This window comes from Mesorhizobium sp. AA22 (assembly GCF_001672375.2).
In the GTDB taxonomy this organism is placed as follows: Bacteria; Pseudomonadota; Alphaproteobacteria; order Rhizobiales; family Rhizobiaceae; genus Mesorhizobium; species Mesorhizobium wenxiniae.
In genome coordinates this window covers 1,266,448-1,292,495 of record NZ_CP048406.1, presented here as the reverse complement: position 1 = coordinate 1,292,495, position 26,048 = coordinate 1,266,448, and the positions used below count along the sequence as shown (strand labels likewise).

Here is a 26,048-nt window from a genome sequence, read left to right as displayed (position 1 = left end):
TTGCGCCTTTTTAAGGATATGCGCAAAAGCGTCGCAATTCCAAGTGGTTTGTGCACTGCGGGATCGATTAATGCTGCATAGCGGGCTAAAAATGCTGCGCAGCAATGGGCGGGCTGTTTCCACGACAAAGCGCAACCTGCTTGCGGCGCATGGCGGGCATGCCCATTTCCGGTTTGACTTGGATCATTGAAAGGGCAAGAAAAGCCCTGACGATACCAAAAACCTCGATACCTCGAAGTCTGGAGAAGAACATGTCCGCTGCCATCGTTGTCGCCAGTGCGGCGCGCACGCCCGTCGGTTCCTTCAACGGCGCCTTTGCTGCCACCCCGGCGCATGAGCTTGGTGCCGTGGTCATCAAGGAACTGCTGTCTCGTGCCGGTGTCGAGCCGGCGGAGGTCGACGAGGTCATCCTCGGCCAGGTGCTGACCGCGGCTCAGGGCCAGAACCCCGCCCGCCAGGCATCTATCAATGCCGGCCTGCCAAAGGAAACCACCGCCTGGGGCCTCAATCAGGTTTGCGGCTCAGGTCTGCGCGCTATTGCTCTCGGTATGCAGCAGATCGCCACCGGCGATGCCAAGGTGATCGTCGCCGGCGGGCAGGAATCGATGTCGCTGGCCCCGCACGCTCAACACCTGCGTGCCGGCGTCAAGATGGGCGACTACAAGATGATCGACACCATGATCAAGGACGGGCTGTGGGATGCCTTCAATGGCTACCACATGGGCAACACGGCCGAAAACGTCGCACGCCAGTTCCAGATTACCCGCGAGGACCAGGACCGGCTCGCATTGGCCTCCCAGAACAAGGCAGAGGCCGCGCAGAAGGCCGGCAAATTCAGGGACGAGATCGTGGCTTTCACCGTCAAGGGCAAGAAGGGCGACACCATTGTCGACCAGGACGAATACATCCGCCACGGCGCCACGATCGACGCCATGACGAAGCTAAGACCGGCCTTCGATAAGGAGGGCACCGTGACCGCCGCCAATGCCTCCGGCATCAATGACGGCGCCGCCGCCGTGCTGCTGATGACCGAAGCGGAAGCCGAAAGGCGCGGCATCACGCCGCTGGCGCGCATCGTGTCCTGGGCGACCGCTGGCGTCGATCCGCAGATCATGGGCACCGGGCCTATTCCCGCCTCGCGCAAGGCGCTGGCCAAGGCCGGCTGGTCGGTCGGCGATCTCGACCTGGTCGAGGCCAACGAAGCCTTCGCCGCGCAGGCCTGCGCCGTCAACAAGGACATGGGTTGGGATCCGTCCATCGTCAATGTCAATGGCGGGGCCATCGCCATCGGCCACCCGATCGGCGCCTCCGGTGCCCGCATCTTCAACACGCTGGTCTACGAAATGCGCCGCAGAAGTGCCAGGAAAGGCCTTGCCACGCTGTGCATCGGCGGCGGCATGGGCGTTGCCATGTGCGTGGAAACACTGTGAAGGCAGCCTACAGCGCCGGGCGTCCCTTGGGACGCGCAAAGCACGCTGTAGCTTTCCGAAAATCGATTTCGATTTTCGGGGTTCATGTGCCAGGCAAGCCATGAAATAGTCGGTGGCGAACGGGCTCAATCGCCGTTAGAGCGTTCAGCGCCCGCCGCTCACGAATAAAAGGGAGGACATCATGACAAAGGTAGCACTCGTCACCGGTGGGTCGCGCGGTATTGGCGCCGCGATTTCGATCGGCCTGAAAACCGCCGGCTACAAGGTTGCCGCGAACTACGCCGGCAATGACGAAGCGGCGCAGAAATTCAAGGCAGAGACCGGCATCCCGGTCTACAAATGGTCGGTCGCCGACTACGATGCCTGCGCCGCCGGCATCAAGCAGATCGAGGCCGATCTCGGCCCGGTTTCCGTTCTGGTCAACAATGCCGGCATCACCCGCGACGCCATGTTCCACAAGATGACGCGCGAGCAATGGAAAGAGGTAGTCGACACCAATCTTTCCGGCGTCTTCAACATGACGCACCCGCTGTGGGGCGGCATGCGCGACCGCAAGTTCGGCCGCGTCATCACCATCTCCTCGATCAACGGCCAGAAGGGTCAGACCGGCCAAGTCAATTATTCGGCGTCGAAGGCCGGCGACATCGGCTTCACCAAGGCGCTCGCCCAGGAAGGAGCGCGGGCCGGCATCACCGTCAATGTCATCTGCCCCGGTTATATCGCCACCGAGATGGTCAGGGCGATGGATGAGAAGGTGCTCAACGAGCGCGTCATCCCGCAGATCCCGGTTGGCCGCCTCGGCGAGCCGGAAGAGATCGCACGCTGCGTCGTCTTCCTCGCTTCCGACGATGCCGGTTTCATCACCGGCTCGACCATCTCCGCCAATGGCGGCCAGTACATCACCTGAGGCGTCGTGCCCCTCGCCGATAACTGATGCACCGGCCCGACGCCCACAGGGCCAAGATCGAGGCTGGGGTAGCTGCGGCTGTCAGGCGACAAGCTTCAGCCCTGGTTCGGCTGCAGGCTTGGTCCGGGCGATCGGGCCCGGCTCGCGCGACGGTGCCGGCAGGCGGGCAAGCGGCGCCCGGCTGAGGCCTGACAGTTTCAAGGCAATGCGACGTCTCAGGAATGAATTGAGGTTCAGCACCGAAAGCCCGAGATTGCGGACGAACCGCTTCACCGGACTGCGGGTAAGCGCCATGTCGGTCATCGTGCCCGCTAGTTCAAGCACCTCTTCGGCCGCCGGACGCCGCAGCGTTTCGTAAAGGTCGAGCTCCGCTTCCGGGCGCACGCCGTTCACCACGTCGCCAAGCAACTGGCCAAGCACGAGCGCGTCGATGATGCCGGTGTTCATGCCCTGCCCTCCCGCCGGGCTGTGCACGTGCGCGGCATCACCCATGAGAAACAACCGGTCCTTGCGGTACGAGCGGACCAAGCGGTGATGGACGCGAAAACGCGAGCTCCACGACAGATCGAGCACCCGGGCTCTTTCTTTGGTCGGTCCACGGCTGTCGAGCAGCGCCTGGATGTCGGCGATCTCAGGCTTTTCCGGTGCGTCATCCATTGTTGCGACGACCCGGTACGATCCGTCCGGGAGCGGCGCCACCACCACCAGCCCGGCCGGTGCAAAGAACAGCGACACTTCGGTCGGCCCAACCGGCCAGTCGAGACGAACATCGGCGAGCACGAACGAAGCGTCATAGGCCGCGCCGTCGAACTCGATGCCGCTCGACCTGCGCACCAGGCTGTGCATGCCGTCGGCACCAACGACGTAGCGTGCCGATATCGGTTTCTCGCGGCCGTTCTCGATCACCGTCACGCGTGCGCCGTCAGCGTCCTGAACGACGGCCTTGGCCTCGACCGTGCGATGAATCACGCCGCCCAGGGCTGCGATCCGCTCGGCGAACACCTGCTCGGTCAGGTTCTGAGGCAGCATCATCAGATAGGGATGCCTTGACGGAAGCTTGCTGAAATCGAGCTTGAGCAGCGCCCGATTGCGGTCGCGGATGGCGAAATTCTGCAGCTTCAGGGCAAGCTCGCTCAGCCGCTGCGTGACGCCGAGCGGCTCCAGCGTTTCCAGCGTCTGCGCGTGGATGACGCCAGCCCGCGACGTCTGAAGCTGCTGCGCCAGCCTGTCGATCAAAACATGATCGACACCGGCCTGGTGCAGCACGATGGACAGCGCCATGCCGGTCGGCCCGGCGCCGATTATCAGGACTTCCGTAGTTTCGGGCAACATTTCTCTCTCCATTTGTCAACGATCGTTGACTTTCTAGGCGAACCCATTGCATTTGTCAACGGCCGTTGGCATATGAATTTCATGACCGAGAATCAGCCGAAGAAACCCAGCAAGTCGGACCGCACGCGCGCCCAAATCCTCGAGGCCGCGAGGCTCCTGTTCGCCGAGCACGGCTATGACGGCGCCTCTATCCGCGACGTCGCGGCGCATGCCTCGATCGATCCGGCCATGGTGATCCGCTATTTCCGCAGCAAGGACGAGCTGTTCGCCAGGGCGGCGGTCGTCGATCTGCAATTGCCGGCACTGCGGGTGATCGACCGAAACACCATCGGCGAAACGCTGATCAGGCGTTTTCTCGAAATCTGGGAAGGCCCGGCCAGCGGCCCTGGCATGGCAATTCTGCTGCGTTCGGCGACGTCGAACGAATTCGCCGCGGAAAAATTGCGCGACGTATTTGGAAACCAGGTGAGGCCGGTGGTTGCGGCGGTCTCTGACCCGGCCGATGCGGGTCGACGGGCCGGGCTCGTTTCGAGCCAGCTGCTGGGTCTGGCGATGTGCCGGTACCTGCTGCGGCTTCCGCCAGTCGTCGCCCTGTCCCACGACGAAATTATCCAGAAAGTCGGCCCTACTTTGCAGCGCTATGCCGTGGGAGAGGACGGGTCTTGAACCAATCCGTTCTGCATTGCTGGCACACTGGTCCTCGTGCAGCGACTGCGCCGACGATGGACGCGACGCCGACCTTGTGCCGAAGCGGCACGCAAAAGTTAACGGCGGCCGCAAAGCCTGTGCAAAACCTGTTCCCCGCCTGTGGATACCCGGTGGAAAACCTGTTCACGACACTACATATTGGGGTGAACAAACCGGGAAACTCCGCCAGCGCTGATTCGTCGCCGTTTCGTTCCGGCTTTGAGCGGAAGGTTAACGACAAAAGGCTGAAAACATCCCCAAATGGTTAAGACGCGTTAGGAAAGATTAATAATTTCAAAATGTTGGATGACACCCGCCGACCTGCTGTCGATCGTTCATCGGCAAAGGTTAACGGCGAGTCAGCCCTGCATGAAACGGGCCATTTCGGCGATTCAGCATGTGGTGAGACTCGCCGGCGAAAAATCCAGATGTAGCCGTGAACAAACCCTGAATCCGCGCGAGTCAGCGATTCGTAGCCGATTCGTTCCAGACTCGTTCCAACTGTTAAATCGGAACGCCCTACTGTCTAATCGGAACAGATTATCGAAGCTGAGGGGAGCCTTCGAGCTGCCGTCGGAACATTCCGCTTTCGCTTCGCGCCCGAAATCCCTATGTGTCGCTTGTCACACGCGCCAGCACGGGGCGCGCTCCCGACAACGCGAGGCAGAGAGCCTTATTTCCAGGTCGATGAACATCCAGCCGAAACACACTGAACCGCTGATCCTGTCGGGCCGCGACGTGACCGCCGTGCTCGGACCGACCAACACCGGTAAGACCCATCTCGCCATCGAGCGCATGGTGGCGCATGAAAGCGGCATTATCGGCCTGCCGCTCCGGCTCCTCGCCCGCGAGGTTTATACGCGCGTCTGCGAGAAGGTCGGCGCTCACAAGGTGGCGCTCATCACCGGCGAGGAGAAGATCCAGCCCGACGGCGCCAGATATTCGGTCTGTACGGTGGAAGCCATGCCGCGCGAGACCGACGCCGCGTTCGTTGCCATCGACGAGGTTCAGCTGGCCGGCGATCTCGAGCGCGGCCATATCTTCACCGACCGCATCCTGCATCTGCGCGGCCGCCAGGAGACACTGCTGCTGGGTGCGGCCACCATGCACGGCATCCTCCAGCGTCTGCTGAAGGGCGTGTCGGTGGTGACGCGGCCACGGCTGTCGCATCTCGCCTATGCCGGCTCGAAGAAGCTCACCCGCTTGCCGCGACGCACGGCGATCGTCGCCTTTTCCGCCGACGAGGTTTATGCGATCGCCGAACTGATCCGCCGCCAGCAGGGCGGTGCGGCCGTCGTGCTCGGTGCGCTATCGCCCCGCACCCGCAACGCGCAGGTGGCGCTGTTCCAATCGGGTGATGTCGATTATCTGATCGCCACCGATGCGATCGGCATGGGCCTCAACCTCGATCTCGATCATGTCGCCTTCGCCCAGAACCGCAAATTCGACGGCTACCAGTACCGCAATCTGACGGCGGCCGAACTCGGCCAGATCGCCGGCCGCGCCGGCCGGCACATGCGCGACGGAACCTTCGGCGTCACCGGCCAGGTCGATCCACTGGATGAGGAACTGGTCAAGAAGATCGAAGCGCATGATTTCGACCCGGTGAAGGTGCTGCAATGGCGCACCGCGCGTTTCGATTTCGCCAACCTCGACGCGCTGAAGCGCTCGATCGAGACCAACGCCCCGGTTGAAGGCCTGACGCGCGCGCTGCCGGCGGTGGATGCGCAGGCGCTCGAGCACCTGTCCCGCGACGAGGACATTCGGGCGCTTGCCACCGACGCCCGGCGCGTGGCGCTGTTGTGGGAGGCCTGCGCCCTTCCCGACTACAGGAAGATCGCGCCAGCCCAGCATGCCGACCTGATCGCCTCGATCTATATGGACCTTGCCAGGCATGGCCATGTCGACGAGAACTACATGGCCGAGCAGGTGCGCCGTGCCGACACCACCGAGGGCGACATCGACACGCTGTCGCACCGGATCGCCCAGATCCGCACCTGGACTTTCGTTTCCAACCGGCCGGGCTGGCTGGCCGATCAGGCACACTGGCAGGAAAAGACACGCGAAATCGAAGACAGATTGTCGGATGCGCTGCATGAGCGGTTGACGAAACGCTTCGTAGACCGCAGGACTTCCGTCCTCATGCGGCGCCTTAGAGAAAATACCATGCCTGAAGCCGAAATCAGCCCAACCGGAACCGTCCTCGTCGAAGGCCATCATGTCGGCGAGTTGCAGGGGTTCCGCTTCACCGCCGACCAAAGCGCCGGCGGCGAGGACGCCAAGGCGGTGCGTGCAGCAGCCCAGAAGGCGCTTGCAGCCGAATTCGAGGCGCGGGCCGAACGCTTCGGCGCCTCGGCCAACGGCGACATTGCGCTCGGCTCCGACGGCACGTTGCGCTGGATCGGCGCGCCGATCGGCACGCTGGTAGCAGGCGACGAGCCGCTGAAGCCGCGCCTAGTGCTGCTGGCCGACGAGCAGCTCACCGGACCCGCCCGCGATAAGGTCGCGGCCCGCGCCGAGCGCTTCGTCAATTTCCAGATCGAGTCCCTGCTGAAGCCGCTGGTCGACCTCAAGAACGCCGAGCAGATCACCGGCATTGGCCGTGGCATCGCCTTCCAGCTCGTCGAGCATTTCGGCCTCATCAACCGCCGTGACATCGCCGAGGAGATGAAGTCGCTCGACCAGGAAGGCCGCGCCGCCCTTCGCCGACTCGGCGTGCGCTTCGGCGCCTACCACGTCTTCGTGCCCGCGCTGATCAAGCCCGCCCCGGCTGGACTGGTGACGCTGTTGTGGGCGCTGAGGAGCGACGGCAAGGACAAGCCCGGCTTTGGCGACGTGGTTCACGCGCTGGCCTCCGGCCGCACCTCGGTGGTCATCGATCCCACGTTCGACAAGACCTTCTACAAGCTGGCCGGCTACCGCAATCTCGGCCGTCGCGCGGTGCGCGTCGACATCCTTGAACGGCTGGCCGACCTGATCCGGCCCGCAACCAATTGGAAGCCGGGCCTCGGCCAGCGCCCCGACGGCGCTTATGATGGTCAGTCCTTCATGGTGACGCCGCCGATGATGTCGATCCTCGGCGCCACGGCCGACGACATGGAAGAGATTTTGAAAGGCCTCGGCTACCGGGCAGAGCCGAAGCCGGCGGTCGAGGTGAGGGCGCGGCTCGAGGCACAGGACAATGCCGCGCGCGAAGCCGCCGCGGCCAAGCAGGCGGCGGAAGAACAAGCCGAGCGGGCCAAGGCAGCCGAAGCCGCGATTGCGGACGCAGCCGCCGAGGCGCCGGCCGGGAGTTCTGAGCCGGATGCAGTGGCAAAAGCCACGGCCGAAGCCCCTGCGGAACCCTCCACCGAAGGTGAAGCGGAGCCTGTCGCGAAAGCTCAGCGGGAAACTCCGGCTGAGGTCACGGAAGAGGAGCTGCCTGCAGCCGAAGCCGCAGCCGAAGCGCCTCCGGTATCAGCGGCTCAGCCAGAGGCAGAACTCGAAACCGCCGAGGTTGAAGTCGCATCGGCGGAGCCGGCCTCCGAAGCCTCGCCTGCAACGGAAGCAGTGTCGGCCGAACCTGCCGCGACGGCGGAAGCCGCCACTGGCGAGGCTGCTCCCCAGGCCGAGAAAGAAGCCGAGGAACCAAAGCCCATTCTGTTGTGGCGGCAGGGCCGCTTCGACCAGCGCCCGCGCCACCGCCACCATGACAACCGGCCCCGTGATAGGGACAATCGCCCGCGCAACGGGCAAGCCGCGCGCGATGGCCGTGGCGACGCACCGGCAGATGCCACCGGCGGACAACCGGTCGGCGCTCCAGGCAGCCGGCCCGCCCATGAGGGACGCCGCGACGGCGCCGGCAAACCGCGCTTCGACCGCAGCAAGTTCAAGCCCAAGCCCCAGGGCGAGACGGGAGAGCGGCGCGACGGCAAGCCGCAGGGCGGGCATTCCGATCGTCGCGAAAGCCGGCCCGACTGGAAGGGCGGCAGGCCGGAGGGCAAGGGTGGCGCGCCCGGTGGAAAGCCCGCGTTCCAGCCGAAGCCGCGCGAGGAGCGTCCCGTGCGCTTCGACCCGGATTCCCCCTTCGCCAAGCTCGCCGCGTTGCGCGACCAGCTGAAGAAGTAGGTTCGCTCGCTCCGATGGTCGCTGATGCCCGCCAGCGCATCGACAAATGGCTGTTCTTTTCGCGTGCGGTGAAATCGCGCTCGCTTGCAGCGAAGCTGGTGGTGGCCGGACGCGTCCGCATCAATCGCGACAAAGCAGCGCAGGCCTCCGATCTGGTCCGCGCCGGCGACGTCCTGACCATCACTCTCGAGCGGCGCATCTTCGTCTGGAAGGTGCTCGGCACGGGAAGCCGGCGCGGCCCCGCAGAGGAAGCGCGCTTGCTCTATGAGGATATGTCGCCACCGCCGGTGCCAAAAGGCGAGGCCGTTCCCGATGCGATTCCCGCACTGCGCGATGCCGGCAGCGGCCGCCCCACCAAGAAGGAACGCCGGGAGACCGACCGGCTGCTCGGCGATGACTGATGCATAACTGGCTTTCGTCGCATGGCCCGTCTGGAATTCCATTCCGGAAACGCCGGTATCGCGCGCGATGGCTGCTCTTGCAAGCGGCGGGCAAAGACGTTACCTCACCAAAAAAGCCTACCGCATTGGGGAACACGATGCGTGAATTCAAAGCGTTGGAGCGTGCATTTGTGCGTCCGATTGGACGCACCTCGCTCTGATAAAACGTGACGTCCCGGAGCCGACTGATGACCTATGTCGTGACCGATAATTGCATAAAATGCAAATACATGGACTGCATCGAGGTCTGTCCGGTCGACTGTTTCTATGAGGGCGAGAACATGCTCGTCATCCATCCCGACGAGTGCATCGACTGTGGCGTCTGCGAACCGGAATGCCCGGCCGACGCGATCAAGCCTGACACCGAGCCGGGGCTCGACAAATGGCTGCAGATCAACACCGAATATGCCGATAAATGGCCCAACATCACCGCCAAGAAGGAGCCTCCGGCCGACGCCAAATCCTTCGATGGCGAGGCCGGCAAGTTCGAGAAGTATTTCTCCCCCGAGCCAGGCGAGGGCGACTAGCGCCTGACTCCGAAAATCGGAATCGATTTTCGAAAAGTATCGTGCGCAAGATCAAAACTGTCACAGCGTCCCGTGCACGTCCAAAACGGGCGCGTGGCGCTGTAACGGCGACGCCGATTTGATCGGCATGACGCGGCGTAATAGGCACCGCACATTAACTGCCTTGATAGGCGGAGATCGCGCTTGACCTTCGCGCGTGCAGCAAAACCTTGATTCTTCCGACTTTTTGTGCTATATCAGCCAAACATGCCGGTGACACAACGTCGATTTATGGCGCAAACGCCCCAAATCACTGAAAGGTGAATTTCTCAATCCGGACCAGAGTGATCTGGGGCAGGCAGTCGCAATTGTGCGGCTTGCCGACCTCGGCTTTTCCGGTGGTTTCGTAGTTGTGCGGCTAACGATCGGTTACCCGATCGCGCGAGTTCGGCCGGCAGAATGCCGGTACCACACCAAGGAGTTCATGGCGTAATGGCAACAATCACCCCGCAGAAGAAGTCCAGCGCAGCGCGTCACGGTTTTAAGACCGGCGAGTACATCGTCTATCCGGCGCATGGCGTCGGCCAGATCGTCTCGATCGACGAGCAGGAAGTTGCGGGCCACAAGCTGGAACTGTTCGTCATCGACTTCCAGAAGGACAAGATGCGTCTGAAGGTTCCGGTTGCCAAGGCGACCTCCATCGGCATGAGGAAGCTGTCGGAAGAGGACTATGTCGATCGCGCGCTGAAGGTCGTGCAGGGCCGCGCCCGCGTCAAGCGCACCATGTGGTCGCGCCGGGCTCAGGAATATGATGCGAAGATCAATTCCGGCGACCTGATCTCGATCTCGGAAGTGGTGCGCGACCTCTACCGCGCCGACAACCAGCCGGAGCAGTCCTATTCCGAGCGCCAGCTTTATGAGGCGGCACTCGACCGCATGGCGCGCGAGATCGCGGCCGTCAACCGCATGTCGGAAACCGAAGCGGTGCGCCTCATCGAGGTGAACCTCAACAAGGGTCCGAAGCGCGGCGCCAAGGCCGACAACGAAGAAGCCGAGCAGGAAGAAGCTGCCTGAGCGCTTCTCGCCTTCGAATTGGAAAACCCGGCCTCGCGCCGGGTTTTTCTTTGTATGCATGTCGTTATCCCAAACCGCTACGAACTTTTAGGCGACATGCATTAACCTTCGCCGCCTCCTTCCTTCTCTGCCTCCTGCTTCAGTGTCGCGATGAACCGCCTGGTTCGCTGGCGCTCCGGATTGCTGAACAGGACAGCGGCGCGGCCTTTCTCGACGACGCTGCCGGCGTCGAGGAACACCACCTCCTGCGCGATCTTCGATGCGAGGCGCAGGTCGTGCGTCGCGATCACCATGGTGGTCCCCTCGCGGGCGAGCTGGCTGAGCACGTCGACCACCTCCTGCGCCAGTTCCGGATCGAGCGCCGAGGTCGGCTCGTCGCACAACAGCACTTTCGGCGATGGCGCCAGCGCCCGGGCGATCGCAACGCGTTGCTGCTGGCCGCCTGACAGCGTCGCCGGCCAGGCATCGGTCTTATGCGCCATCCCGACCTTTTCGAGCAGAGCGAGCCCCCGCTCGCGCGCCCTCGCCGTCGGCCATTTCAGCACCGTCACCAGCCCCTCCATGACATTCTCGATCGCGGTGCGGTGTGGGAACAGCTGGAAATTCTGGAACACCATGCCCGTCTGCAGCCGCAGGCGCCGGATGGCCGTTGCCGAAACCTTGCCGCCAGGGTGGAATTCGAGCGCGTCGTCGCCGATGCGCACCGTGCCCGAAGTCGGGATCTCAAGCAGGTTGATGCAGCGCAGAAGCGTGCTTTTCCCGCCGCCCGAGGGACCGACTAGAGCTGTGACGCTGCCTTCCTCGATGGTGACGGTCACGCCCTTCAGCACGAGGTTGTCGCCGAAGCGCTTCTCGATGTCGGTGAGGCCGATCATGAACGCGCCTCCAGGAAGCCGCCATAGCGGTTAAGCCGCTTTTCCAAGCGCGTCTGCAATGCCGACAGCACCGAGCTCAGGGCCAGATACAGGGCCGCCGCCTCGATATAGAGGATCAGCGGCTCATAGGTGGTGGCGACGATCCGCTGCGCCGCCTGGAACATTTCCGGCACGGTGATGGCGGCGGCCAGCGATGTATCCTTGACCAGCGAGATGAAGGTGTTGGACAGCGGCGGCACCGCGACGCGGCCGGCCTGCGGCAGTATGGTGCGCCGCATCGCCTGGCTCCAGGTCATGCCGATCGAGTAGGCCGCCTCCCACTGCCCCTTCGGCACCGAGCCTATGACGGCGCGGATGATTTCCGACGTATAGGCGCCGATGTTGAGCGTGAAGCCGATCAACGCGGCTGAAAAAGCGTCGAGCAGGATGCCGACCGAGGGCAGGCCGTAGAAGATCAGGAAGAGCTGCACCAGAAGTGGCGTGCCACGGAAGATCCAGACGTAGAAGCGGACCACGGCGACCAGCGGCTTCGGGCCGAACAGACGGACAAGCGCCGCAACCAGCCCTACGAAGAGACCGAATGCGAACGACAGGAGCGTTAGCGGAACGGTGAAGATCAGCGCGGCCCATAGCAGCGTCGGCAATGAGTCCAGCATCAATTGCAGCCAGTGCGGCACGAAAACCCTCCTTGCGAGATTGCCGCCCAAAAAAAGCGGCCCGGCAGCATCGAGGCGCAACCATACGATCGTCATATCACGCGAAAAGCGGCGGCCGTCAAAGACGGCTCGCCGCGATGCTTGCCATGCGGGCCGGCAACCGGCCCGCTCCGTGCAATGCGCTTACTTCGAAACGTCCTGGCCGAAATAGGTGTCGGCGATCTTCTGGTAGGTGCCGTCGGCCTTGATGTCGGCCAGTGCCTGATTGATGGCGGCGACCAGATCCGGATCGCCCTTGCGCACGATGACGCCGGAATAGTCGGCGTTTTCTTCCTGCGCGGCGATCTTCACATTGGCGTCGGGCTTTTGCTTCTTGAAATCGAGGAAGGACAGGCTGTCGTTTATGGTGGCGTCGGCGCGGCCGGTAAGAAGCAGCTGGATCGATTGGTCGAAACCATCGGTGCCGACGAGCTCGGCACCGTTCGTTTCGGCGAGTTTGCCGAAATTCGAAGTCAGCGACTGCGCCGCTTTCTTGCCCTTGAGGTCGGCAAAGCTCTTGATATCGGTGTTGTCGCCGCGCACGATCAGCACCGCCTTGGAAGCGATGTAGGGATCGGAGAAATCATACTTGGCCTTGCGCGCCTCGGTGATGCCGACCTGATTGATGACGGCGTCATAACGCTTGGCGTCGAGGCCGGCGATCAGCCCGTCCCATTTGCCTTCGAGGAATTCGGCCTTGACGCCGAGGCGCTCGGCAATCGCCTGGGCTATCTCGACGTCGAAGCCGACCAATGCACCCGAGGCATCATGATAGGTGAAGGGGGCATAGGTGCCTTCGGTGCCGACCTTAAGGACGCCGACCTGCTTGATCTGATCGAGATTTGCGCCGGCATGGCCTGATGTGACGGCCAAAACCTGCAGTGTTCCGGCCACGATAAGCGATTTGAGCCATTTCATTTTTCTGTGATCCCGTCCTTGGCCGGCGTCCGGCGTATTTGTTGAGCGCCGGAAACTGACAGATGCAGGCTGGCGAAATAAGGAACCGGATTTCAAAAATAAGACGCTTTTGAAATCCAATTCTCAAAACGACATCGAGTCACGCCAACCGACCGCGTAGCGACCGCCGCAACGAGCTTTCGCCAGTGCAATCCACGCGACATCAGCGGCGGAACCATTCACCCGCGTGGCACGTTCTTGGCTGTTGTAGGGCGCGGCGTCGCCAATTCAACCACGATGCCAGCTCAGGGTCGAGCGACCGCACCGCAACGCCCGGAACAGGGAGCGTGGCATGATGGAAGATATGGCAGGGCGAACCATGGTCCGCGCGGCGATGAAAGCCCCCTATCTCGAGCGCGACGAGGAGCATCTTCTCGCGCTGCGCTGGAAGCAAGACAACGACCAGCAGGCGCTGCACCAAATCGCCATGGCGCATATGCGGCTGGTCATTTCCATGGCCTCGAAATTCCGCCACTACGGTCTGCCGCTCGGCGACCTGGTCCAGGAAGGCCATGTCGGCCTGCTGGAGGCAGCGGCCCGTTTCGAACCGGAGCGCGAGGTGCGGTTTTCGACCTATGCGACGTGGTGGATCCGCGCCTCGATGCAGGATTATATCCTGCGCAACTGGTCGATCGTGCGTGGCGGCACCAGTTCGGCGCAAAAGGCGCTGTTCTTCAATTTGCGGCGCCTGCGCGCCCGCTTGGCGAACGGCGCCGAGCCGATCTCGAATACCTCGCTCTACCGAGAGGTGTCGGTGGCGCTCGGCGTCTCGGAGGCCGACGTGGCGATGATGGACTCCCGCCTTTCGGCACCGGATAGCTCGCTCAACCAGCCGCTCGCCGACGATGCGGGCGCCACCGAGCGAATGGATTTCCTGGTTTCTGACGATCCTTTGCCGGACGAGGTCGTAGGCGACACGATCGATGTCGAACGTCGCTCTGTCTGGCTGAAAACGGCGCTCGGCGCGCTCAATGCCCGCGAGCTCAGGATCATCGAGGAGCGCCGGCTGAGCGACGAGGGCGCGACGCTCGAAGCCCTCGGCGAGGCGCTCGGCATCTCCAAGGAGCGCGTCCGCCAGATCGAGGCACGCGCCATGGAAAAGCTCAAGATAGCGCTGGTGAAGCAAAACCCCGAGTTTCTGGCGACAGCCGCCTGAATCTTATTTGTCGGTGATGATCTTGACCTTGTCGCCGGCGGACACTGCTGCACCGGGCGACATCGCGTTGAGCACCCTGAACAGGTCCAGCTTGCGATCGACGCCGACCATCTGCGCGGCGAGCGACCCCATGGTCTGTCCGGGCCGCACCGTGACAACGCGGATATGCAGCGGCTTCAGCGCCGCTTTCTCGGTTGCGCTCAAGATACGGAAGGAGCCGCTGACCGAGCGCGCCACGGCATCCAGCGAGGTGCTGGCGGAAGGTGCTGCGGTCAACAGCCGGTAGACCTGACCGCCGGCACGGATCACCGCGATGTCGAACTGCCAGCCCTCGGCGCTGGCATGCGCCGTCGCCGCCTCGTTGCCATTGATCGTTTCCTGGCGCACGCTGCTTTCGTCCAGACCGGCCACCCAGCCGCTGCGGATGTAGTCGGTCAGCGAGCGGCTCTTGTCGATCGAAACGCCGTCGAAGCGGATCGCTATGTCGCCTGGCCCGGTTGCCGTCACCGCCGCGGCCGAGTTGTCGATGATGAAGCCATCGGGCACCGAGAACGACACGCCGAGCCCTGGATGCAGGAAGGTTTCGCCACGCACATAGCCCTCCTCCGGTGTGTCGCCGTAGAGCAGGCCGTCTATGCCGGCGAGGAAGGCGTCGCGGTCGCGCGTGCCGACGCCGGGCGCACCGAACTGGCGGGCATGACGCTGCGCCAGATCGATGCGTTGCGGCGTGTTGGGATGCGTCGCCAGGAAGTCGAGGCTGGCGTCGGTGGCGCCGCTGATAGAGCGGAAATCGGTGTAGGCCGACATGGACTGCAGGAAGCGGCCGGCGGCAAAGGGATCGAAGCCCGCCTCGCCGATCGACTTGATGCCGATGCCGTCGGCCTCAAGCTCCTGATTGCGCGAGAACTGGGCAAGCCGCAGCTTGCCGCGGATCAGTGCCGCCTTGGCGGTCGGGCTGTCGCCGAGCACATCCGAGACGACCTTGGTTGCAAACCCCTCCTCAGCCTCGAGCTGCTGGCGCTGCAAGCCGTGGTTTGCAGTGACGTGGCCCATCTCATGCGCGATGACCGCGGCGAGCTCGGCCGAATCGTTGGCCAGCGCCAACAGGCCGCGCGTGATGTAGAGATAGCCGCCCGGCAGCGCGAAAGCATTGACGTTGGGCGAATTAAGGATGGTGATGCGGTAGGTCTGGGTCGGGTTGGCGGACACCACGGTCAGGCTGCCGACGACCTTGGCGACCATGCGTTCGAGCTTGGGATCGGAATACTCGCCGCCATAGGTGGCGAGGATGCGCGGGTGCTGCGCCTTCGCCATTTCGGCGAGCTTGCTGTTGGCGGCGACATTGTCAACCGTGATCGGTTTGTTGGAAGGCTGGAAGCCGGATTCCTGAACGTCCGGAGGCGTGAACATCTGGCAGCTTGCCAGCGCCATGGCAAAGCCGGCCAGCGCGAGGAAGCGCGCCAGCGGTTTCCTTCTCACTCTGTCGGTGCCGGTCGGCAGAACAGCTTCCTTTCGGGTCTCAGCACATGGCCCCGAAAATCGGGCATCGATTTTCAGAAAGGATCATACGCACAATCAACTGCCACAGCGTCCTTCGCGCCCACGAGCACGCATGACACCCAAGTGGCAAATCACAACCTATGCCGGACCAGTATCGGAGGACCTAGCCACACTACTTTGACCATGGCAAGCAAGCACCACATCGCCTGAAGCCGGTTTGGCCGTAAATTATGTCCGCTTCCGGGCAACATCTCGTGATCCCGCGCCAAACGGACCTGCACCGATATAGTGCCGGAAGGCTTCCGGTCCAGCCCTGGTAAAAAAATCGGCGACAGTCCCGGTTGCGGCAACCGTGGCATTGTCCAGGAACACCATGTCCTGGCCGATACGGTGGGCGTCCTCCGGCTGATGCGTGACGAACAGCACCGTCATGCGCCGCTCTGCTTGAACGTCGGCTACCAGATCGAGCATGTCGTCGCGCAAGGCCGGTCCGAGCGAGGCGAACGGTTCGTCGAGCAAGAGCACCGGCCGGTCGCGCACCAGGACGCGGGCGAGCGCGACGCGTTGCCGCTCGCCACCGGAGAGTTCGCGCGGCAGGCGCTGTTGCTTGCCGGCAAGGCCGACGCGCTTGAGCGCCGCGGCGACCGCAGCGTGGTCGGCCTCGGTCAGCCTGAGCGACGGCGAGCGGCCAAGGCCGACATTTCGTTCGACCGAAAGCTGGGCAAAGAGATTGTTTTCCTGGAACACCATCGACACCGGCCGCGCCGAAGGCGGTTTGGCGCCGAAATCGGCGCCGCCGATCAGCACGCGGCCCGATCGCGGCGTCTCGAAGCCGGCCACCAGATTGAGCAGTGTCGATTTTCCCGAACCGCTCGGCCCCATGATGGCGGTGATCTTCGAGGCGGCGAACTCGACATCGAATAAAAACGGCGCTTCGCCATAGCTGAACGAGACCTTTTCCAGCCGCACAGCCGTACCGCTTTCGCTGTTGAGCGTCATGATTTTTCTCCCCGTCCCAGCCAGTCCGCGGCCAGGACAAGCGCGAGACAGAGCACGCCGAGCAGCAATGCCAGGCCTGCCGCGTCCATAGTGCGGTAGCTGCCCATGCGCGACAGCAAGAGATAAGGCAGCGTCTGCAGGGAGTCGCTGCCGAACAGGGCAATGACGCCGAGATCGCCGAGCGACAAAGCCATCGCGAACGCGAAACCGGTGGCGAGCGGCCGCCGCAGCGACGGCCAGTCGACCAGCCGGAACCGGTCCCAGCCCGAAATGCCAAGCAGTAAACAGAGCCGTTCGTGGCGTTCGCTCGCCGCATCATAGCCGGGGCGAATGGCGCGGATGGCAAACGGCATCGCCATCACCGCGTTGACGGCGACGACCATGACAGGGGCGATGGCAAAGACATCGCTGAAAGTACGCAGGAGAAGGAACCAGCCGGCGCCGATTACGATGGGCGGCACGACGAGGACGAGGCCGGCGCCGGTATCGGTGGCGTATTCGAGCAGCGTCTTGGCGTCGACGCGACGCCTCAAGGCCAGCGCCCGTCGTGCCATGACGAGCGACAGCGACAGCGCCACTGAAAGCAGCGCCGCCAGCAAGGCGAGCACGGCGCTGGTCAGCGTTGCCTGCCGCACCGCGCGCTCGGCCGCCAGCCGGCCGAGATCGGCGCCAAGGCCTGACGTCACCGTGGCCGCCATCGGCCCGGCGACGAACAGCAATGCCAGAACGATCAATGCTGCGTTCAGCGCGGTCTCGGCCGTACCAGCCGAAAGATACCGGCGCGGTGCCACCGGCAGGTTGGCGTCGGCGACGGTGTTGGCGCCAAGCCGCATCAATGCAAGCACCACGATGAAGGTCAGCGCGATCTGCAGCAGTGTCAGCGTCACCGCGCGGGCAGGATCGAAATCGAAACGCAGCGCCTGATAGATGGCGACCTCCAGTGTCGTCGCGCCCGGCCCACCGCCCAGCGTGAGCACGATGGTAAAGGATGTGATGCAGAGCATGAAGACAAGCCCGGCGACCCCTGGCAGTGCCGCACGCAGCGTCGGCCATTCGATCAACCGGAATGCGGGCCTGGCGCCCATGCCGAGCTGGCTCGCCAGCCGCCACTGGTCGGCCGGCACTGTCGCCAGCGCCTCGAGGAACAGCCGCGTCGCCAGCGGCAGATTGAAGAAGACATGGGCTACGAGGATGCCGGACAGGCCGTATATGCCCGGCCAGCCCTGACCGCCAATCGCGGTGAGCACGCCGGCGAAATAGCCGGCACGGCCATAGAGAGCCAGAATGCCGAGTGCGGCGACGATGGCCGGCAGCGCAAGCGGCACGGCGAAGAGCTGCAGGATCAAGCCACGACCAAAGAAGCGCGGATGCCGCGACAGCGCCCGCGCAACGAACAGCGCCGGTACGACGGAAAGCAGTGTCGACAGCAAAGCCTGCCACAGCGTGAAACGGGCGACACGGAAGAGGTAGGAATCGAAAGTCGACGCGGCGCCGGTCGGGTTGCGTGTAGCTTCAAGGATGAGCCCGGCGAACGCTCCGCCGATCAGCAGCGCAACAGCGGCAAGCGCGATGGTGCCGGCGGCGACGCGGGGATCGGCAGGATATCCGGTATGCATGCCGCCCTGCCTGGTTCAACGATCGTCGAAGCAGAAAATATGGCTGAGGCCGAGTTCCCGCCCACGCCCCTCTGTCCTGCCCTCCTTGCCAAAACTTGGCATCTCCCCCTCAAGGGGGGAGATTGGCAGCTTTACCCTCGCCTCAATCTTTCGACTTCGATTGGCGAAAGCGGAAGTGACATCCGATCTCCCCCCTTGAGGGGGAGATGTCCGGCAGGACAGAGGGGGGCACCGTAAAGTGATCATCTTTCAATCACAAACTACTTGCTCATCACCGACAGCCATTCGTCGACCCAGGCCTTGCGGTTGGCGGCGACCTCTTCGGGGCTGAACAGCAAAGTCTTGGTCGGCTTGACGAGCTTGTCGAAGGCCGGATTGAGCGGCTTGTCAGTTTTGCCGGCAGGAAACATCCAGTTGGTCTCGGGGATGACATCCTGGAATTTCGGCCCGGTCATGAAAGTCAAGAACTGTTTCGCCAACCGGTTCTTCGCACCCGTGGTGGTTAAGCCGGCAACCTCGATCTGCAGATACTCGCCCTCCTCGAAGGACGCCGCCTGATAGCGTTCGGTGTTTTCGGCGACCATGTGATAGGCCGGCGACGTGGTATAGGACAGCACCATCGGCGCCTCACCCTTGGTGAACAGGCCATAGGCCTCGCTCCAGCCCGGCGTCACGGTGAGCACCTTTGCCTTAAGCTTGGCCCAGGCTTCCGGCGCCTTGTCGCCATAGACCGACCTCACCCACAACAGCAGGCCGAGACCGGGCGTCGAGGTGCGCGGATCCTGGATGACGATCTTCTCATCGGCATTGCCGTCGACCAATTCCTTCAGGCTCTTCGGCGGGGTCTTTAGCTTTTCGGTGTCGTAGACGACGGCGAAATAGCCATAGTCGAACGGCACGAAAATATTGTCGCTCCAGCCACCCGGCACATTGACGTCGATGACGACGCCATGCGGCGAAAACAGGCCGGTGGCCTTGGCTTCGGCCGTCAGATTTGTGTCGAGGCCGAGCACGATGTCGGCCTTGGTTGCGGCGCCTTCCAGCTTGACGCGGTTGAGCAGGGCGACGCCGTCGGCGACCGCGACGAATTCGAGAGTACAGCCGCATTCGGCCTCGAAGGCCTTCTTCACCGCGGGGCCTGGACCCCAGTCGGCGGTGAAGCTCTCATAGGTATAGACGGTGAGTTTTTCCTGCGCGGATGCCGGCCCGATGCCGGCGAGAAGGGCCGCCGCAAGCAGCATTGCCGAAACAAGAGTGTATGAAAACGTGCGCATCGGCGCCTCCTTCGTTCACGTTGAAAGGAATTGAGGCGTCGGGCTGTCCGAAACGTCTAATCCCTCCGCCGGTACAAACCGGATCAGGTTCAGCGGGTTGGCATGGTTGCCTCTCAGCTGGTCCGCGAAGATCGCGTCCAGCACCCCGTTAGAGCGTTTCGACACATAGGCCCGGCCCAGGTGTGGCGCAAGCGGAAGTTTGCCGGGCATCCGGAACGCGGCCTTCCGTTTCGCAAGCAGGGCTGGTAAGGGCCACGCATATGAGCAAATTCACCATCCTGCTTGGCGGCGATCTTATCCGCACGCCGCTGCTCGACCGCCAGGTCGCTGGCACGCGTGTCATCGCCGCCGACGCCGGCATGAGCCATGCCCGGACGCTGAGCCTGACGCCGGAACTCTGGGTCGGCGACTTCGATTCGGTGCCGGCGGAGCTGCCGGACGAGCTGGCCGCCGTGCCCCGCCAGGTGTTTCCGGCAGAAAAGGACAAGACCGACGGCGAACTGGCTATCGCCGCCGCGCTCGAACGCGGCGCGACCAGCCTCGTGCTTGCCGGCGCGTTCGGTGGCAAGCGGACCGACCACGCCTTCTTGCACCTGGCGCTCAGCGTCCGACTGGCCGAGGCAGGGACGGACGTGCTTTTGACCAGCGGCGCACAGGAAGGCACCCCCTTGCTTCGCGGAAAGGCCGGCTTCGACTACGCGGATGGCACGCTGTTTTCGATTCTCGGCTTTTCCGACCTTTCCGGCCTGACCGTGACCGGCGCCAAATGGCCGCTGAACCATATCGAGGTGGCGTTCGGCTCGTCGCTGACCATTTCCAATGAGGTCAAGGGCCGGCTCGAAATCGCGCTGGGCAGCGGCCGCGCGCTGTTGCTCGCCCACCCATTCCCGCTTACCGAAAGCTGACATGGCGCCGCCACTTCTCAATCTCGACGGGATAAAACTGACCTTCGGTGGCACGCCGCTGCTCGACGGAGCGGAACTGATGGCGTCGGCGGGCGACAAGATCGCTTTGGTCGGCCGCAACGGCTCGGGCAAATCGACGTTGCTCAAGATCGCTGCGGGATTGATCGAGCCGCAGGACGGCGAGGTGTTCCGCCAGCCTTCGGCGACAGTGCGCTACCTGCCGCAAATGCCCGACATGGACGGTTTCGCCAGCGTCCGCGCCTATGTCGAGGCGGGGCTCGGACCCGCCGACGATCCCTACCGCGCCGCCTATCTGATGGAGCATCTCGGCCTGTCCGGCGAGGAACCGCCGAACGATCTCTCCGGCGGCGAGGCGCGCCGTGCTGCCCTCGCCCGCGTCATGGCGCCGGAGCCCGACATTCTCCTCCTTGATGAGCCGACCAACCATCTCGACCTGTCGGTCATCGAGTGGCTGGAGGAGGAGCTTGCCCGCACCTCTTCGGCGCTGATCGTCATCTCGCACGACCGCCGTTTCCTCGAGCGCGTGTCACGCGCCACTGTCTGGCTCGATCGCGGCCAGACCCGCAGGCTCGACAAGGGCTTTGGCCATTTCGAGGAATGGCGCGACAACGTGCTGGAAGAAGAAGAGCGCGAGCAGCACAAGCTTGGCCGCCAGATCGTACGCGAGGAGCACTGGTTGCGCTACGGCGTGACGGCAAGGCGCAAGCGCAACATGCGCCGGCTCGGCGAACTGCAGACCATGCGCCAGCGTTTTCGTGGCCACCGCGGCGCCGAGGGTGCGGCGACCATGGTGGCCAGCGACGCCGCCGAATCCGGCAAGCTGGTGATCGAGGCCAAGAACATCGAGAAGAGCTTTGGCGATCTTACCGTGGTCAAGGGCTTCTCGATCCGCATCCAGCGCGGCGATCGTGTCGGCCTGGTCGGGCCGAACGGCGCCGGCAAGACGACGCTGCTGAAGATGCTGACCGGCGAATTGAAGCCGGACTCAGGCTCGGTGCGGCTCGGCACCAATCTGGAGATCGCCACGCTCGACCAGAAGCGCGAGGCGGACGACCGGGCCGAAACGCTGGCGCAATACCTCACCGACGGGCGCGGCGAGAACCTTGTCATCAATGGCGAGCAGCGCCACGTCGTCTCCTATATGAAGGATTTCCTGTTCAAGCCGGAACAGGCGCGCACGCCGGTGCGCGAGCTTTCGGGCGGCGAGCGGGCGCGGCTGCTGCTCGCCCGTGTGCTGGCGCGGCCGGCAAACCTGCTGGTGCTCGACGAGCCGACCAACGATCTCGACATGGAGACACTGGAACTGCTTCAGGAACTGGTCGCCGGTTTTGCCGGTACCGTCATCCTGGTTAGCCACGACCGCGATTTCCTCGATCGCACCGTGACCAGCCTGATCGCGCCGGACGGCGGCGGCCGCTGGATCGAATATGCCGGCGGCTATTCCGACATGCTGGCGCAGCGCGGCGGCACCAGGCTGGACAACCGCAAGCCACGGCCGCCAAAGGCGGAGACCAGCGAAGTGGCGGCGGCAGGCAGGACCGAAGCAGCTGCGCCGAAGGGTCCGGCAAAGAAACTGTCGTTCAAGCAGAAATTCGCGCTGGAATCACTGCCGAAGAAGATCGAGGCGGTGAACGCCTCGATCTCACGGCTGGAGAACAACATCGCCGACCCGGCGTATTACGAGCGCGACCCGGCCTCATTCCAGAAAACCATCGCCGCCCTCGATAAGGAGCGCGCCACGCTGGCAGCGCTCGAGGAGGAATGGCTGGAGCTGGAGATGCTGCGCGAGGAGATGGAGGGGTAGGGATTTCATGCGTGTTCTCATGCGCCTATCTTATGCGCATGAATGGGAGCTGCTCCATGTTTCAATCGACTCCAAAAGGCCAACGAAAATCGGTCAATACCTCCATCGATTCCAGATTGATCGAAGACGCCAAGGCGCTCGGTATTAACTATCTCGCGCCGCCGAGGAGGGTATCGCCAAGGCGATTTCAGCCGAAAAAACGCGCCGGTGGCAGGAGGAAAACAGGGAGACGATCGAGAGCTCTAACGACTATGTCAGGCGCAACGGACTGCCACTGGCCAAGTACCGGCCGTTTTGATGGCGCGTTACGATTTCTACCGGAGAGCTGAAGGCGACGGCTATGCTCGACGTTCAGGCTGATCTTCTTAAAAGTCTAAACACCAGGGTTGTCATCCCGTTGATGCCGCCCACGGCCCCGGTGCCGGGCCGCCGGCTAAACCCCACCTTCACGATCAACGGCAGTGACCATGTCATGGTGACAGAATTCATATCAGCCTTGATGGGCTTCTGAATTGCCTGCTGCCGAAGGAAATCTTTCCAGTCGTCACGACGACATCGTGGCCGCACTCGACATGCTGTTCCAAGGCTTCTGAGCCAAAGGGAGCGTTGAGGCTGGTGAGCCGGCCTCAGCCCGCCGTCTTTGTTTGCCAGGCCTTCAGCGCCTCGTCGAACACCCTGTCGCCGGGAATGCCCTTTTCCATGGTGAGCAGCGCCCGCCGTCCGGTCTTGTAGACGACCGGCACGTCGATCCAGTTCTGCCCCCGGAGCAGGGTCAGATTGGCGTCTTCGTCCGCCTTGGTGTCGTTGAGAGCGACCAGGAAGAAGCCGTCGGCGATCTTGGCCGGGATGCCGATCAGCGGGCTGCCGGCATCCTGTTCAGAGCCCTTCATGGCGACGCGCAGGATATTGTCGACGCCGCCGCCGTCGAAACCATCGGGCGTCAGGAAAATCATCTCGATGATATGGCTGGCCGGCAGTGTCTGGTCGGTGTTGCGGCGGATGGTCATGCGCAGCTGCACGTCCTTGCCTGGAATGCTCGCTTCGGCGCGGATTGCCGGCTCGGGCGGCAAATTGCCGCCGGGCGATTCCTGCACCAGCGACCAGACGATGCTGCCGGGCTCGGCCGAGCCTTGGGCGGTGCTGGTACGCTCCTCGTAGAAGATTGCCTTTTGGCCGACCGCCAGCGCGGTTTCCGCAGGCGCGGCTGTTGGCGCGGCCGGCGCAGCACCCGGGGCCGGCGCAGCACCCGGGGCCGGCGCTGCCGGCGCGGCTGCGCTATCGGTCGGCGCCGCCGGCGCCGGCGTTGCTTCATCGGCAGGCGGTGTTGTGGGGGCAGCGCCCGGCGTGGCGGGCGCAGTCGTGTCTGGCGTATCGCCGGCCGGCGCTGTAGGCGCAGGTGCGGCCGGCGGCGGTGTGGTCAGTGCTGCGACGGATTCGCCCTCTCCGATACCGCTTTGTCCTGAAGCGGGGCCGGGATCGACCTCACCGCCCTCCGGTGTCAGCCGCTGGGTGAACTTTGTGCCCTCGGCATCCGTTGGAGCCGCGGCGGCCGGGGGCCTTGCCGCGGCCTCGGTAGCCGGCTCGGCCGGGGTCGGCTTCACCAACGGTTCTATGGTTGCAACAGTCGTGCTGTTGAGACCCATCATGTTGCTGAACGCGTCCTTGTTCAGCCAGACGCCGTAGCCGCCGCCGGCGATGACGAGCAAAGCGACGACAGCGGCGATCAGCCCGCCATAGCTGCGCTTGCGCTCGGCAGGACGCAGACGCTGAAAGGTGTCCGGCGCCGGCTCCTCGTCGTTGGGAAATACATCGTCTCGAAACGTATCGCTCTTCTCGTCCGCCGCCGGAAAATCCGCGTCCGAAGGCACCGCATCGGTGCGCTCTGGCGGAGAAGCAACGGATGGCGGTTTTTGCCAATTCGGCGCGGCTTTGGCGGCAGGCGCCGGCTGCCACGTCGGCTCGGTCTTTGCCGGTTGCCATGCCGGCTCGGCCTTTTCCGGCTGCCGGACGTGGCTGGGTTGGTTCTTGTTGCGGTCGATGGAGGAGAAGATGTCCTCCAGCTCCGACAGCGGATCGGATGCCGGCGCAGGCTTGGCGTACTCCCGCTCGACGCTGGCGATGGCCTCCTCCAGGGTGCGCTTATGCTGGGCAACGACCGAAGGCGCCAGCGGCGGTATGTTCTTGGCCAGCTTGTCCGCGATCGTCGAACGGGCCTTGTCATAGACCCTCGCGCGTATCTCCGGCGTCGGGTTGTCGAGTTTATCGAGCGTCTTTTTCAGAGCACCAACAAAATCTGCCATGCTTCAGTTGACCTGCATTTCGTTTCTGGGCCGGCCCCCGCAAATCGGCCGCGATGCCCGGAACGGCTGAGAATCTAGTCTTGAAACGGATCGGTCACAAGTATTGTGTCGTCCCGTTCAGGGCTGGTGGAAAGGAGTGCGACCGGCGCGCCGATCAGCTCCTCGATGTGACGGACATATTTGACTGCCTGGGCCGGCAGATCGTTCCAGCTTCTGGCGCCGGCGGTGGTGCCTTTCCAGCCCTCCAGCGTCTCGTAGACTGGTTCGACGCGCCCCTGCGCACCCTGGCTGGCCGGTAGATAATCGATCGCCTCGCCATCGAGACGGTAGCCGGTGCAGACCTTAATCTCGTCCAGCCCGTCGAGCACGTCGAGCTTGGTCAGCGCAATGCCCTTGATGCCGTTGACGGCCACGGCCTGACGAACCAGCACGGCATCGAACCAGCCGCAGCGGCGCTTGCGGCCGGTGACGACGCCGAACTCATGGCCACGCGTGCCCAGGAACTCGCCGATCTCGTTCTTCTGTTCGGTCGGAAACGGACCTTCGCCGACACGCGTCGTATAGGCCTTGGTGATGCCGAGTACATAGCCGATGGCACCCGGGCCGACGCCGGATCCGGCGGCGGCTTGACCAGCTACCGTGTTGGACGAGGTGACGAACGGATAAGTGCCGTGGTCGATGTCGAGCAGCGTGCCTTGCGCGCCCTCGAACAGGATGCGTTCGCCGGCGCGGCGCTTGTCGTCGAGGATCTTCCAGACACGGTCCATATAGGGCAGGATCTCGTCGGCGACCGAAATCAGTTCCCTCATGATTGCGTCATGCGTGACTTCGGCGTGGCCGAGCCCACGGCGCAGCGCATTGTGGTGCGTCAGCAGCCTGTCGACCTTCAAGGGCAGCGTTTCCAAATCCGCCAAATCCATCACCCTGACCGCGCGCCGGCCCACCTTATCCTCATAGGCGGGGCCGATGCCACGACGGGTCGTGCCGATCTTCGTCCCGGAATTGGTGGCGGCGTCTTCGCGGAATCCGTCCAGCTCCCGGTGCAAGGACAGGATAAGCGCGGTGTTTTCGGCTATTTTCAGGCGCTCCGGCGTCACCTCGACGCCTTGCGCCTTCAATTTCGCCACTTCCGCGACGAAGGCGTGCGGATCGAAGACGACACCATTGCCGATGATGGACAGCTTGCCTTGCCGCACCACCCCGGACGGCAGCAGCGACAGCTTGTAGACCTTGCCGTCGACGACCAGCGTATGGCCGGCATTGTGGCCGCCCTGGAAGCGTACGACAACGTCGGCGCGTTCCGACAGCCAGTCCACGATCTTGCCTTTGCCCTCGTCGCCCCATTGCGAGCCGACGACCACCACATTGGCCATGTTTCTTTTCCCTTGAGGCGCCGCTCGGAGCGGCTTGAAATAGTTCGAAACGACAGGCTTCTATCGCATAGGCCCCCGAAAATCGGAATC

Annotated in this window: 22 protein-coding genes, 1 pseudogene and 1 riboswitch; of the genes and pseudogenes, 12 read left to right on the top strand and 11 right to left on the bottom strand. The window is 63.6% G+C overall.

Annotated features, from left to right (window positions below; translation table 11 throughout):
* Window positions 1-85: 85 nt before the first annotated feature.
* Window positions 86-265 (bottom strand): hypothetical protein, encoded by a 180-nt coding sequence (locus tag A9K68_RS06140; RefSeq protein ID WP_156768512.1) that lies wholly within the window; start codon window positions 263-265, stop codon window positions 86-88.
* Between A9K68_RS06140 and A9K68_RS06135 the strand changes: the two genes are divergently transcribed.
* Window positions 252-1,430: an acetyl-CoA C-acetyltransferase gene (locus A9K68_RS06135; RefSeq protein WP_065011349.1), complete on the top strand. Its 1,179-nt coding sequence runs from the start codon at window positions 252-254 to the stop codon at window positions 1,428-1,430. The two genes, A9K68_RS06140 and A9K68_RS06135, sit on opposite strands and share 14 nt — an antisense overlap.
* 181 nt (window positions 1,431-1,611) lie before the next feature.
* Window positions 1,612-2,337 carry an acetoacetyl-CoA reductase gene (phbB, locus tag A9K68_RS06130; protein WP_065011280.1) on the top strand — a complete coding sequence of 242 codons (726 nt, stop codon included), beginning with the start codon at window positions 1,612-1,614 and terminating at the stop codon, window positions 2,335-2,337.
* A gap of 81 nt (window positions 2,338-2,418) precedes the next feature.
* On the opposite strand, the gene A9K68_RS06125 is transcribed toward phbB, so the two are convergent.
* On the bottom strand, window positions 2,419-3,618 hold the full coding sequence (locus tag A9K68_RS06125; RefSeq protein ID WP_246811304.1) for an NAD(P)/FAD-dependent oxidoreductase: 1,200 nt from the start codon (window positions 3,616-3,618) through the stop codon (window positions 2,419-2,421).
* On the opposite strand from A9K68_RS06125, the gene A9K68_RS06120 reads away from it, so the two are divergent.
* The 5 genes from A9K68_RS06120 to A9K68_RS06100 all read left to right on the top strand — a co-directional run bounded on the left by A9K68_RS06120 (window position 3,577) and on the right by A9K68_RS06100 (window position 10,483).
* Window positions 3,577-4,335, top strand: a complete 759-nt coding sequence (locus A9K68_RS06120) for a TetR family transcriptional regulator (RefSeq protein WP_246811303.1) — start codon at window positions 3,577-3,579, stop codon at window positions 4,333-4,335. The two genes, A9K68_RS06125 and A9K68_RS06120, sit on opposite strands and share 42 nt — an antisense overlap.
* Before the next feature lie 708 nt (window positions 4,336-5,043).
* The gene (locus tag A9K68_RS06115) at window positions 5,044-8,463 is read left to right on the top strand and encodes a helicase-related protein (RefSeq protein ID WP_065011279.1); all 3,420 of its coding nucleotides are present in this window, start codon (window positions 5,044-5,046) and stop codon (window positions 8,461-8,463) included.
* A 14-nt stretch (window positions 8,464-8,477) separates the two neighbouring features.
* Window positions 8,478-8,864, top strand: coding sequence for an RNA-binding S4 domain-containing protein (locus A9K68_RS06110; protein WP_029348806.1), 387 nt, complete (start codon window positions 8,478-8,480; stop codon window positions 8,862-8,864).
* A 227-nt stretch (window positions 8,865-9,091) separates the two neighbouring features.
* Entirely contained in the window at window positions 9,092-9,430 is a 339-nt protein-coding gene (gene fdxA / locus A9K68_RS06105) for a ferredoxin FdxA (RefSeq protein WP_023762879.1), read from the top strand.
* Between the two features lie 471 nt (window positions 9,431-9,901).
* Entirely contained in the window at window positions 9,902-10,483 is a 582-nt protein-coding gene (locus tag A9K68_RS06100; protein ID WP_027152934.1) for a CarD family transcriptional regulator, read from the top strand.
* A 101-nt stretch (window positions 10,484-10,584) separates the two neighbouring features.
* On the opposite strand, the gene A9K68_RS06095 is transcribed toward A9K68_RS06100, so the two are convergent.
* From A9K68_RS06095 to A9K68_RS06085, 3 genes are all read right to left on the bottom strand, one after another.
* A complete protein-coding gene (locus tag A9K68_RS06095) occupies window positions 10,585-11,358 on the bottom strand; it encodes an amino acid ABC transporter ATP-binding protein (protein ID WP_065011278.1) in 774 nt (257 codons plus the stop codon).
* On the bottom strand, window positions 11,355-12,035 hold the full coding sequence (locus A9K68_RS06090) for an amino acid ABC transporter permease (RefSeq protein WP_029348816.1): 681 nt from the start codon (window positions 12,033-12,035) through the stop codon (window positions 11,355-11,357). Before A9K68_RS06090 ends, A9K68_RS06095 begins: the two co-directional genes overlap by 4 nt.
* A gap of 162 nt (window positions 12,036-12,197) precedes the next feature.
* Window positions 12,198-12,971 carry an amino acid ABC transporter substrate-binding protein gene (locus tag A9K68_RS06085; RefSeq protein ID WP_065011277.1) on the bottom strand — a complete coding sequence of 258 codons (774 nt, stop codon included), beginning with the start codon at window positions 12,969-12,971 and terminating at the stop codon, window positions 12,198-12,200.
* Window positions 12,972-13,302: 331 nt separating this feature from the next.
* Here A9K68_RS06085 and A9K68_RS06080 point away from each other — a divergent pair, with 331 nt between their 5' ends.
* Window positions 13,303-14,166, top strand: a complete 864-nt coding sequence (locus A9K68_RS06080; protein WP_065011276.1) for an RNA polymerase factor sigma-32 — start codon at window positions 13,303-13,305, stop codon at window positions 14,164-14,166.
* Window positions 14,167-14,169: 3 nt separating this feature from the next.
* On the opposite strand, the gene A9K68_RS06075 is transcribed toward A9K68_RS06080, so the two are convergent.
* The 4 genes from A9K68_RS06075 to thiB all read right to left on the bottom strand — a co-directional run bounded on the left by A9K68_RS06075 (window position 14,170) and on the right by thiB (window position 19,555).
* Window positions 14,170-15,597, bottom strand: a complete 1,428-nt coding sequence (locus A9K68_RS06075; RefSeq protein ID WP_065011346.1) for a M48 family metalloprotease — start codon at window positions 15,595-15,597, stop codon at window positions 14,170-14,172.
* Window positions 15,598-15,894: 297 nt separating this feature from the next.
* Window positions 15,895-16,665: a thiamine ABC transporter ATP-binding protein gene (gene thiQ, locus A9K68_RS06070; protein WP_065011275.1), complete on the bottom strand. Its 771-nt coding sequence runs from the start codon at window positions 16,663-16,665 to the stop codon at window positions 15,895-15,897.
* Window positions 16,662-18,281 carry a thiamine/thiamine pyrophosphate ABC transporter permease gene (gene thiP, locus A9K68_RS06065; protein WP_065011274.1) on the bottom strand — a complete coding sequence of 540 codons (1,620 nt, stop codon included), beginning with the start codon at window positions 18,279-18,281 and terminating at the stop codon, window positions 16,662-16,664. The genes thiQ and thiP overlap by 4 nt, the downstream gene beginning before the upstream one ends.
* Before the next feature lie 260 nt (window positions 18,282-18,541).
* Window positions 18,542-19,555: a thiamine ABC transporter substrate binding subunit gene (gene thiB / locus A9K68_RS06060; protein ID WP_065011273.1), complete on the bottom strand. Its 1,014-nt coding sequence runs from the start codon at window positions 19,553-19,555 to the stop codon at window positions 18,542-18,544.
* 43 nt (window positions 19,556-19,598) lie between these two features.
* Window positions 19,599-19,713: riboswitch (TPP riboswitch) on the bottom strand.
* Between the two features lie 102 nt (window positions 19,714-19,815).
* On the opposite strand from thiB, the gene A9K68_RS06055 reads away from it, so the two are divergent.
* The 4 genes and pseudogenes from A9K68_RS06055 to A9K68_RS06040 all read left to right on the top strand — a co-directional run bounded on the left by A9K68_RS06055 (window position 19,816) and on the right by A9K68_RS06040 (window position 22,796).
* Entirely contained in the window at window positions 19,816-20,460 is a 645-nt protein-coding gene (locus A9K68_RS06055; RefSeq protein WP_065011272.1) for a thiamine diphosphokinase, read from the top strand.
* A 1-nt stretch (window position 20,461) separates the two neighbouring features.
* A complete protein-coding gene (locus tag A9K68_RS06050) occupies window positions 20,462-22,285 on the top strand; it encodes an ABC-F family ATP-binding cassette domain-containing protein (protein ID WP_065011271.1) in 1,824 nt (607 codons plus the stop codon).
* A gap of 56 nt (window positions 22,286-22,341) precedes the next feature.
* Window positions 22,342-22,583: pseudogene (locus A9K68_RS32430) on the top strand (type II toxin-antitoxin system CcdA family antitoxin).
* A gap of 42 nt (window positions 22,584-22,625) precedes the next feature.
* Entirely contained in the window at window positions 22,626-22,796 is a 171-nt protein-coding gene (locus tag A9K68_RS06040; RefSeq protein WP_246811302.1) for a CcdB family protein, read from the top strand.
* Window positions 22,797-22,911: 115 nt separating this feature from the next.
* Here A9K68_RS06040 and A9K68_RS06035 read toward each other — a convergent pair whose 3' ends face one another.
* Window positions 22,912-24,585, bottom strand: coding sequence for a hypothetical protein (locus tag A9K68_RS06035; protein ID WP_065011270.1), 1,674 nt, complete (start codon window positions 24,583-24,585; stop codon window positions 22,912-22,914).
* Between the two features lie 74 nt (window positions 24,586-24,659).
* Window positions 24,660-25,958, bottom strand: coding sequence for an adenylosuccinate synthase (locus tag A9K68_RS06030; protein ID WP_065011269.1), 1,299 nt, complete (start codon window positions 25,956-25,958; stop codon window positions 24,660-24,662).
* Window positions 25,959-26,048 lie beyond the last annotated feature (90 nt).

Excerpts from the sequence above, each read along its gene's own strand:
- A9K68_RS06030 (WP_065011269.1), bottom strand. The coding sequence starts at position 25,958 with ATGGCCAATGTGGTGGTCGTCGGCTCGCAATGGGGCGACGAGGGCAAA.
- fdxA (WP_023762879.1), top strand. The coding sequence starts at position 9,092 with ATGACCTATGTCGTGACCGATAATTGCATAAAATGCAAATACATGGAC.
- A9K68_RS06100 (WP_027152934.1), top strand. The coding sequence starts at position 9,902 with ATGGCAACAATCACCCCGCAGAAGAAGTCCAGCGCAGCGCGTCACGGT.
- thiP (WP_065011274.1), bottom strand. The coding sequence starts at position 18,281 with ATGCATACCGGATATCCTGCCGATCCCCGCGTCGCCGCCGGCACCATC.
- A9K68_RS06095 (WP_065011278.1), bottom strand. The coding sequence starts at position 11,358 with ATGATCGGCCTCACCGACATCGAGAAGCGCTTCGGCGACAACCTCGTG.
- thiQ (WP_065011275.1), bottom strand. The coding sequence starts at position 16,665 with ATGACGCTCAACAGCGAAAGCGGTACGGCTGTGCGGCTGGAAAAGGTC.
- A9K68_RS06125 (WP_246811304.1), bottom strand. The coding sequence starts at position 3,618 with ATGGCGCTGTCCATCGTGCTGCACCAGGCCGGTGTCGATCATGTTTTG.
- A9K68_RS06120 (WP_246811303.1), top strand. The coding sequence starts at position 3,577 with ATGATCGACACCGGCCTGGTGCAGCACGATGGACAGCGCCATGCCGGT.
- A9K68_RS06115 (WP_065011279.1), top strand. The coding sequence starts at position 5,044 with ATGAACATCCAGCCGAAACACACTGAACCGCTGATCCTGTCGGGCCGC.
- A9K68_RS06135 (WP_065011349.1), top strand. The coding sequence starts at position 252 with ATGTCCGCTGCCATCGTTGTCGCCAGTGCGGCGCGCACGCCCGTCGGT.
- thiB (WP_065011273.1), bottom strand. The coding sequence starts at position 19,555 with ATGCGCACGTTTTCATACACTCTTGTTTCGGCAATGCTGCTTGCGGCG.
- A9K68_RS06075 (WP_065011346.1), bottom strand. The coding sequence starts at position 15,597 with ATGGCGCTGGCAAGCTGCCAGATGTTCACGCCTCCGGACGTTCAGGAA.
- A9K68_RS06050 (WP_065011271.1), top strand. The coding sequence starts at position 20,462 with ATGGCGCCGCCACTTCTCAATCTCGACGGGATAAAACTGACCTTCGGT.
- phbB (WP_065011280.1), top strand. The coding sequence starts at position 1,612 with ATGACAAAGGTAGCACTCGTCACCGGTGGGTCGCGCGGTATTGGCGCC.
- A9K68_RS06040 (WP_246811302.1), top strand. The coding sequence starts at position 22,626 with ATGCTCGACGTTCAGGCTGATCTTCTTAAAAGTCTAAACACCAGGGTT.
- A9K68_RS06140 (WP_156768512.1), bottom strand. The coding sequence starts at position 265 with ATGGCAGCGGACATGTTCTTCTCCAGACTTCGAGGTATCGAGGTTTTT.
- A9K68_RS06035 (WP_065011270.1), bottom strand. The coding sequence starts at position 24,585 with ATGGCAGATTTTGTTGGTGCTCTGAAAAAGACGCTCGATAAACTCGAC.
- A9K68_RS06110 (WP_029348806.1), top strand. The coding sequence starts at position 8,478 with ATGGTCGCTGATGCCCGCCAGCGCATCGACAAATGGCTGTTCTTTTCG.
- A9K68_RS06080 (WP_065011276.1), top strand. The coding sequence starts at position 13,303 with ATGATGGAAGATATGGCAGGGCGAACCATGGTCCGCGCGGCGATGAAA.
- A9K68_RS06055 (WP_065011272.1), top strand. The coding sequence starts at position 19,816 with ATGAGCAAATTCACCATCCTGCTTGGCGGCGATCTTATCCGCACGCCG.
- A9K68_RS06085 (WP_065011277.1), bottom strand. The coding sequence starts at position 12,971 with ATGAAATGGCTCAAATCGCTTATCGTGGCCGGAACACTGCAGGTTTTG.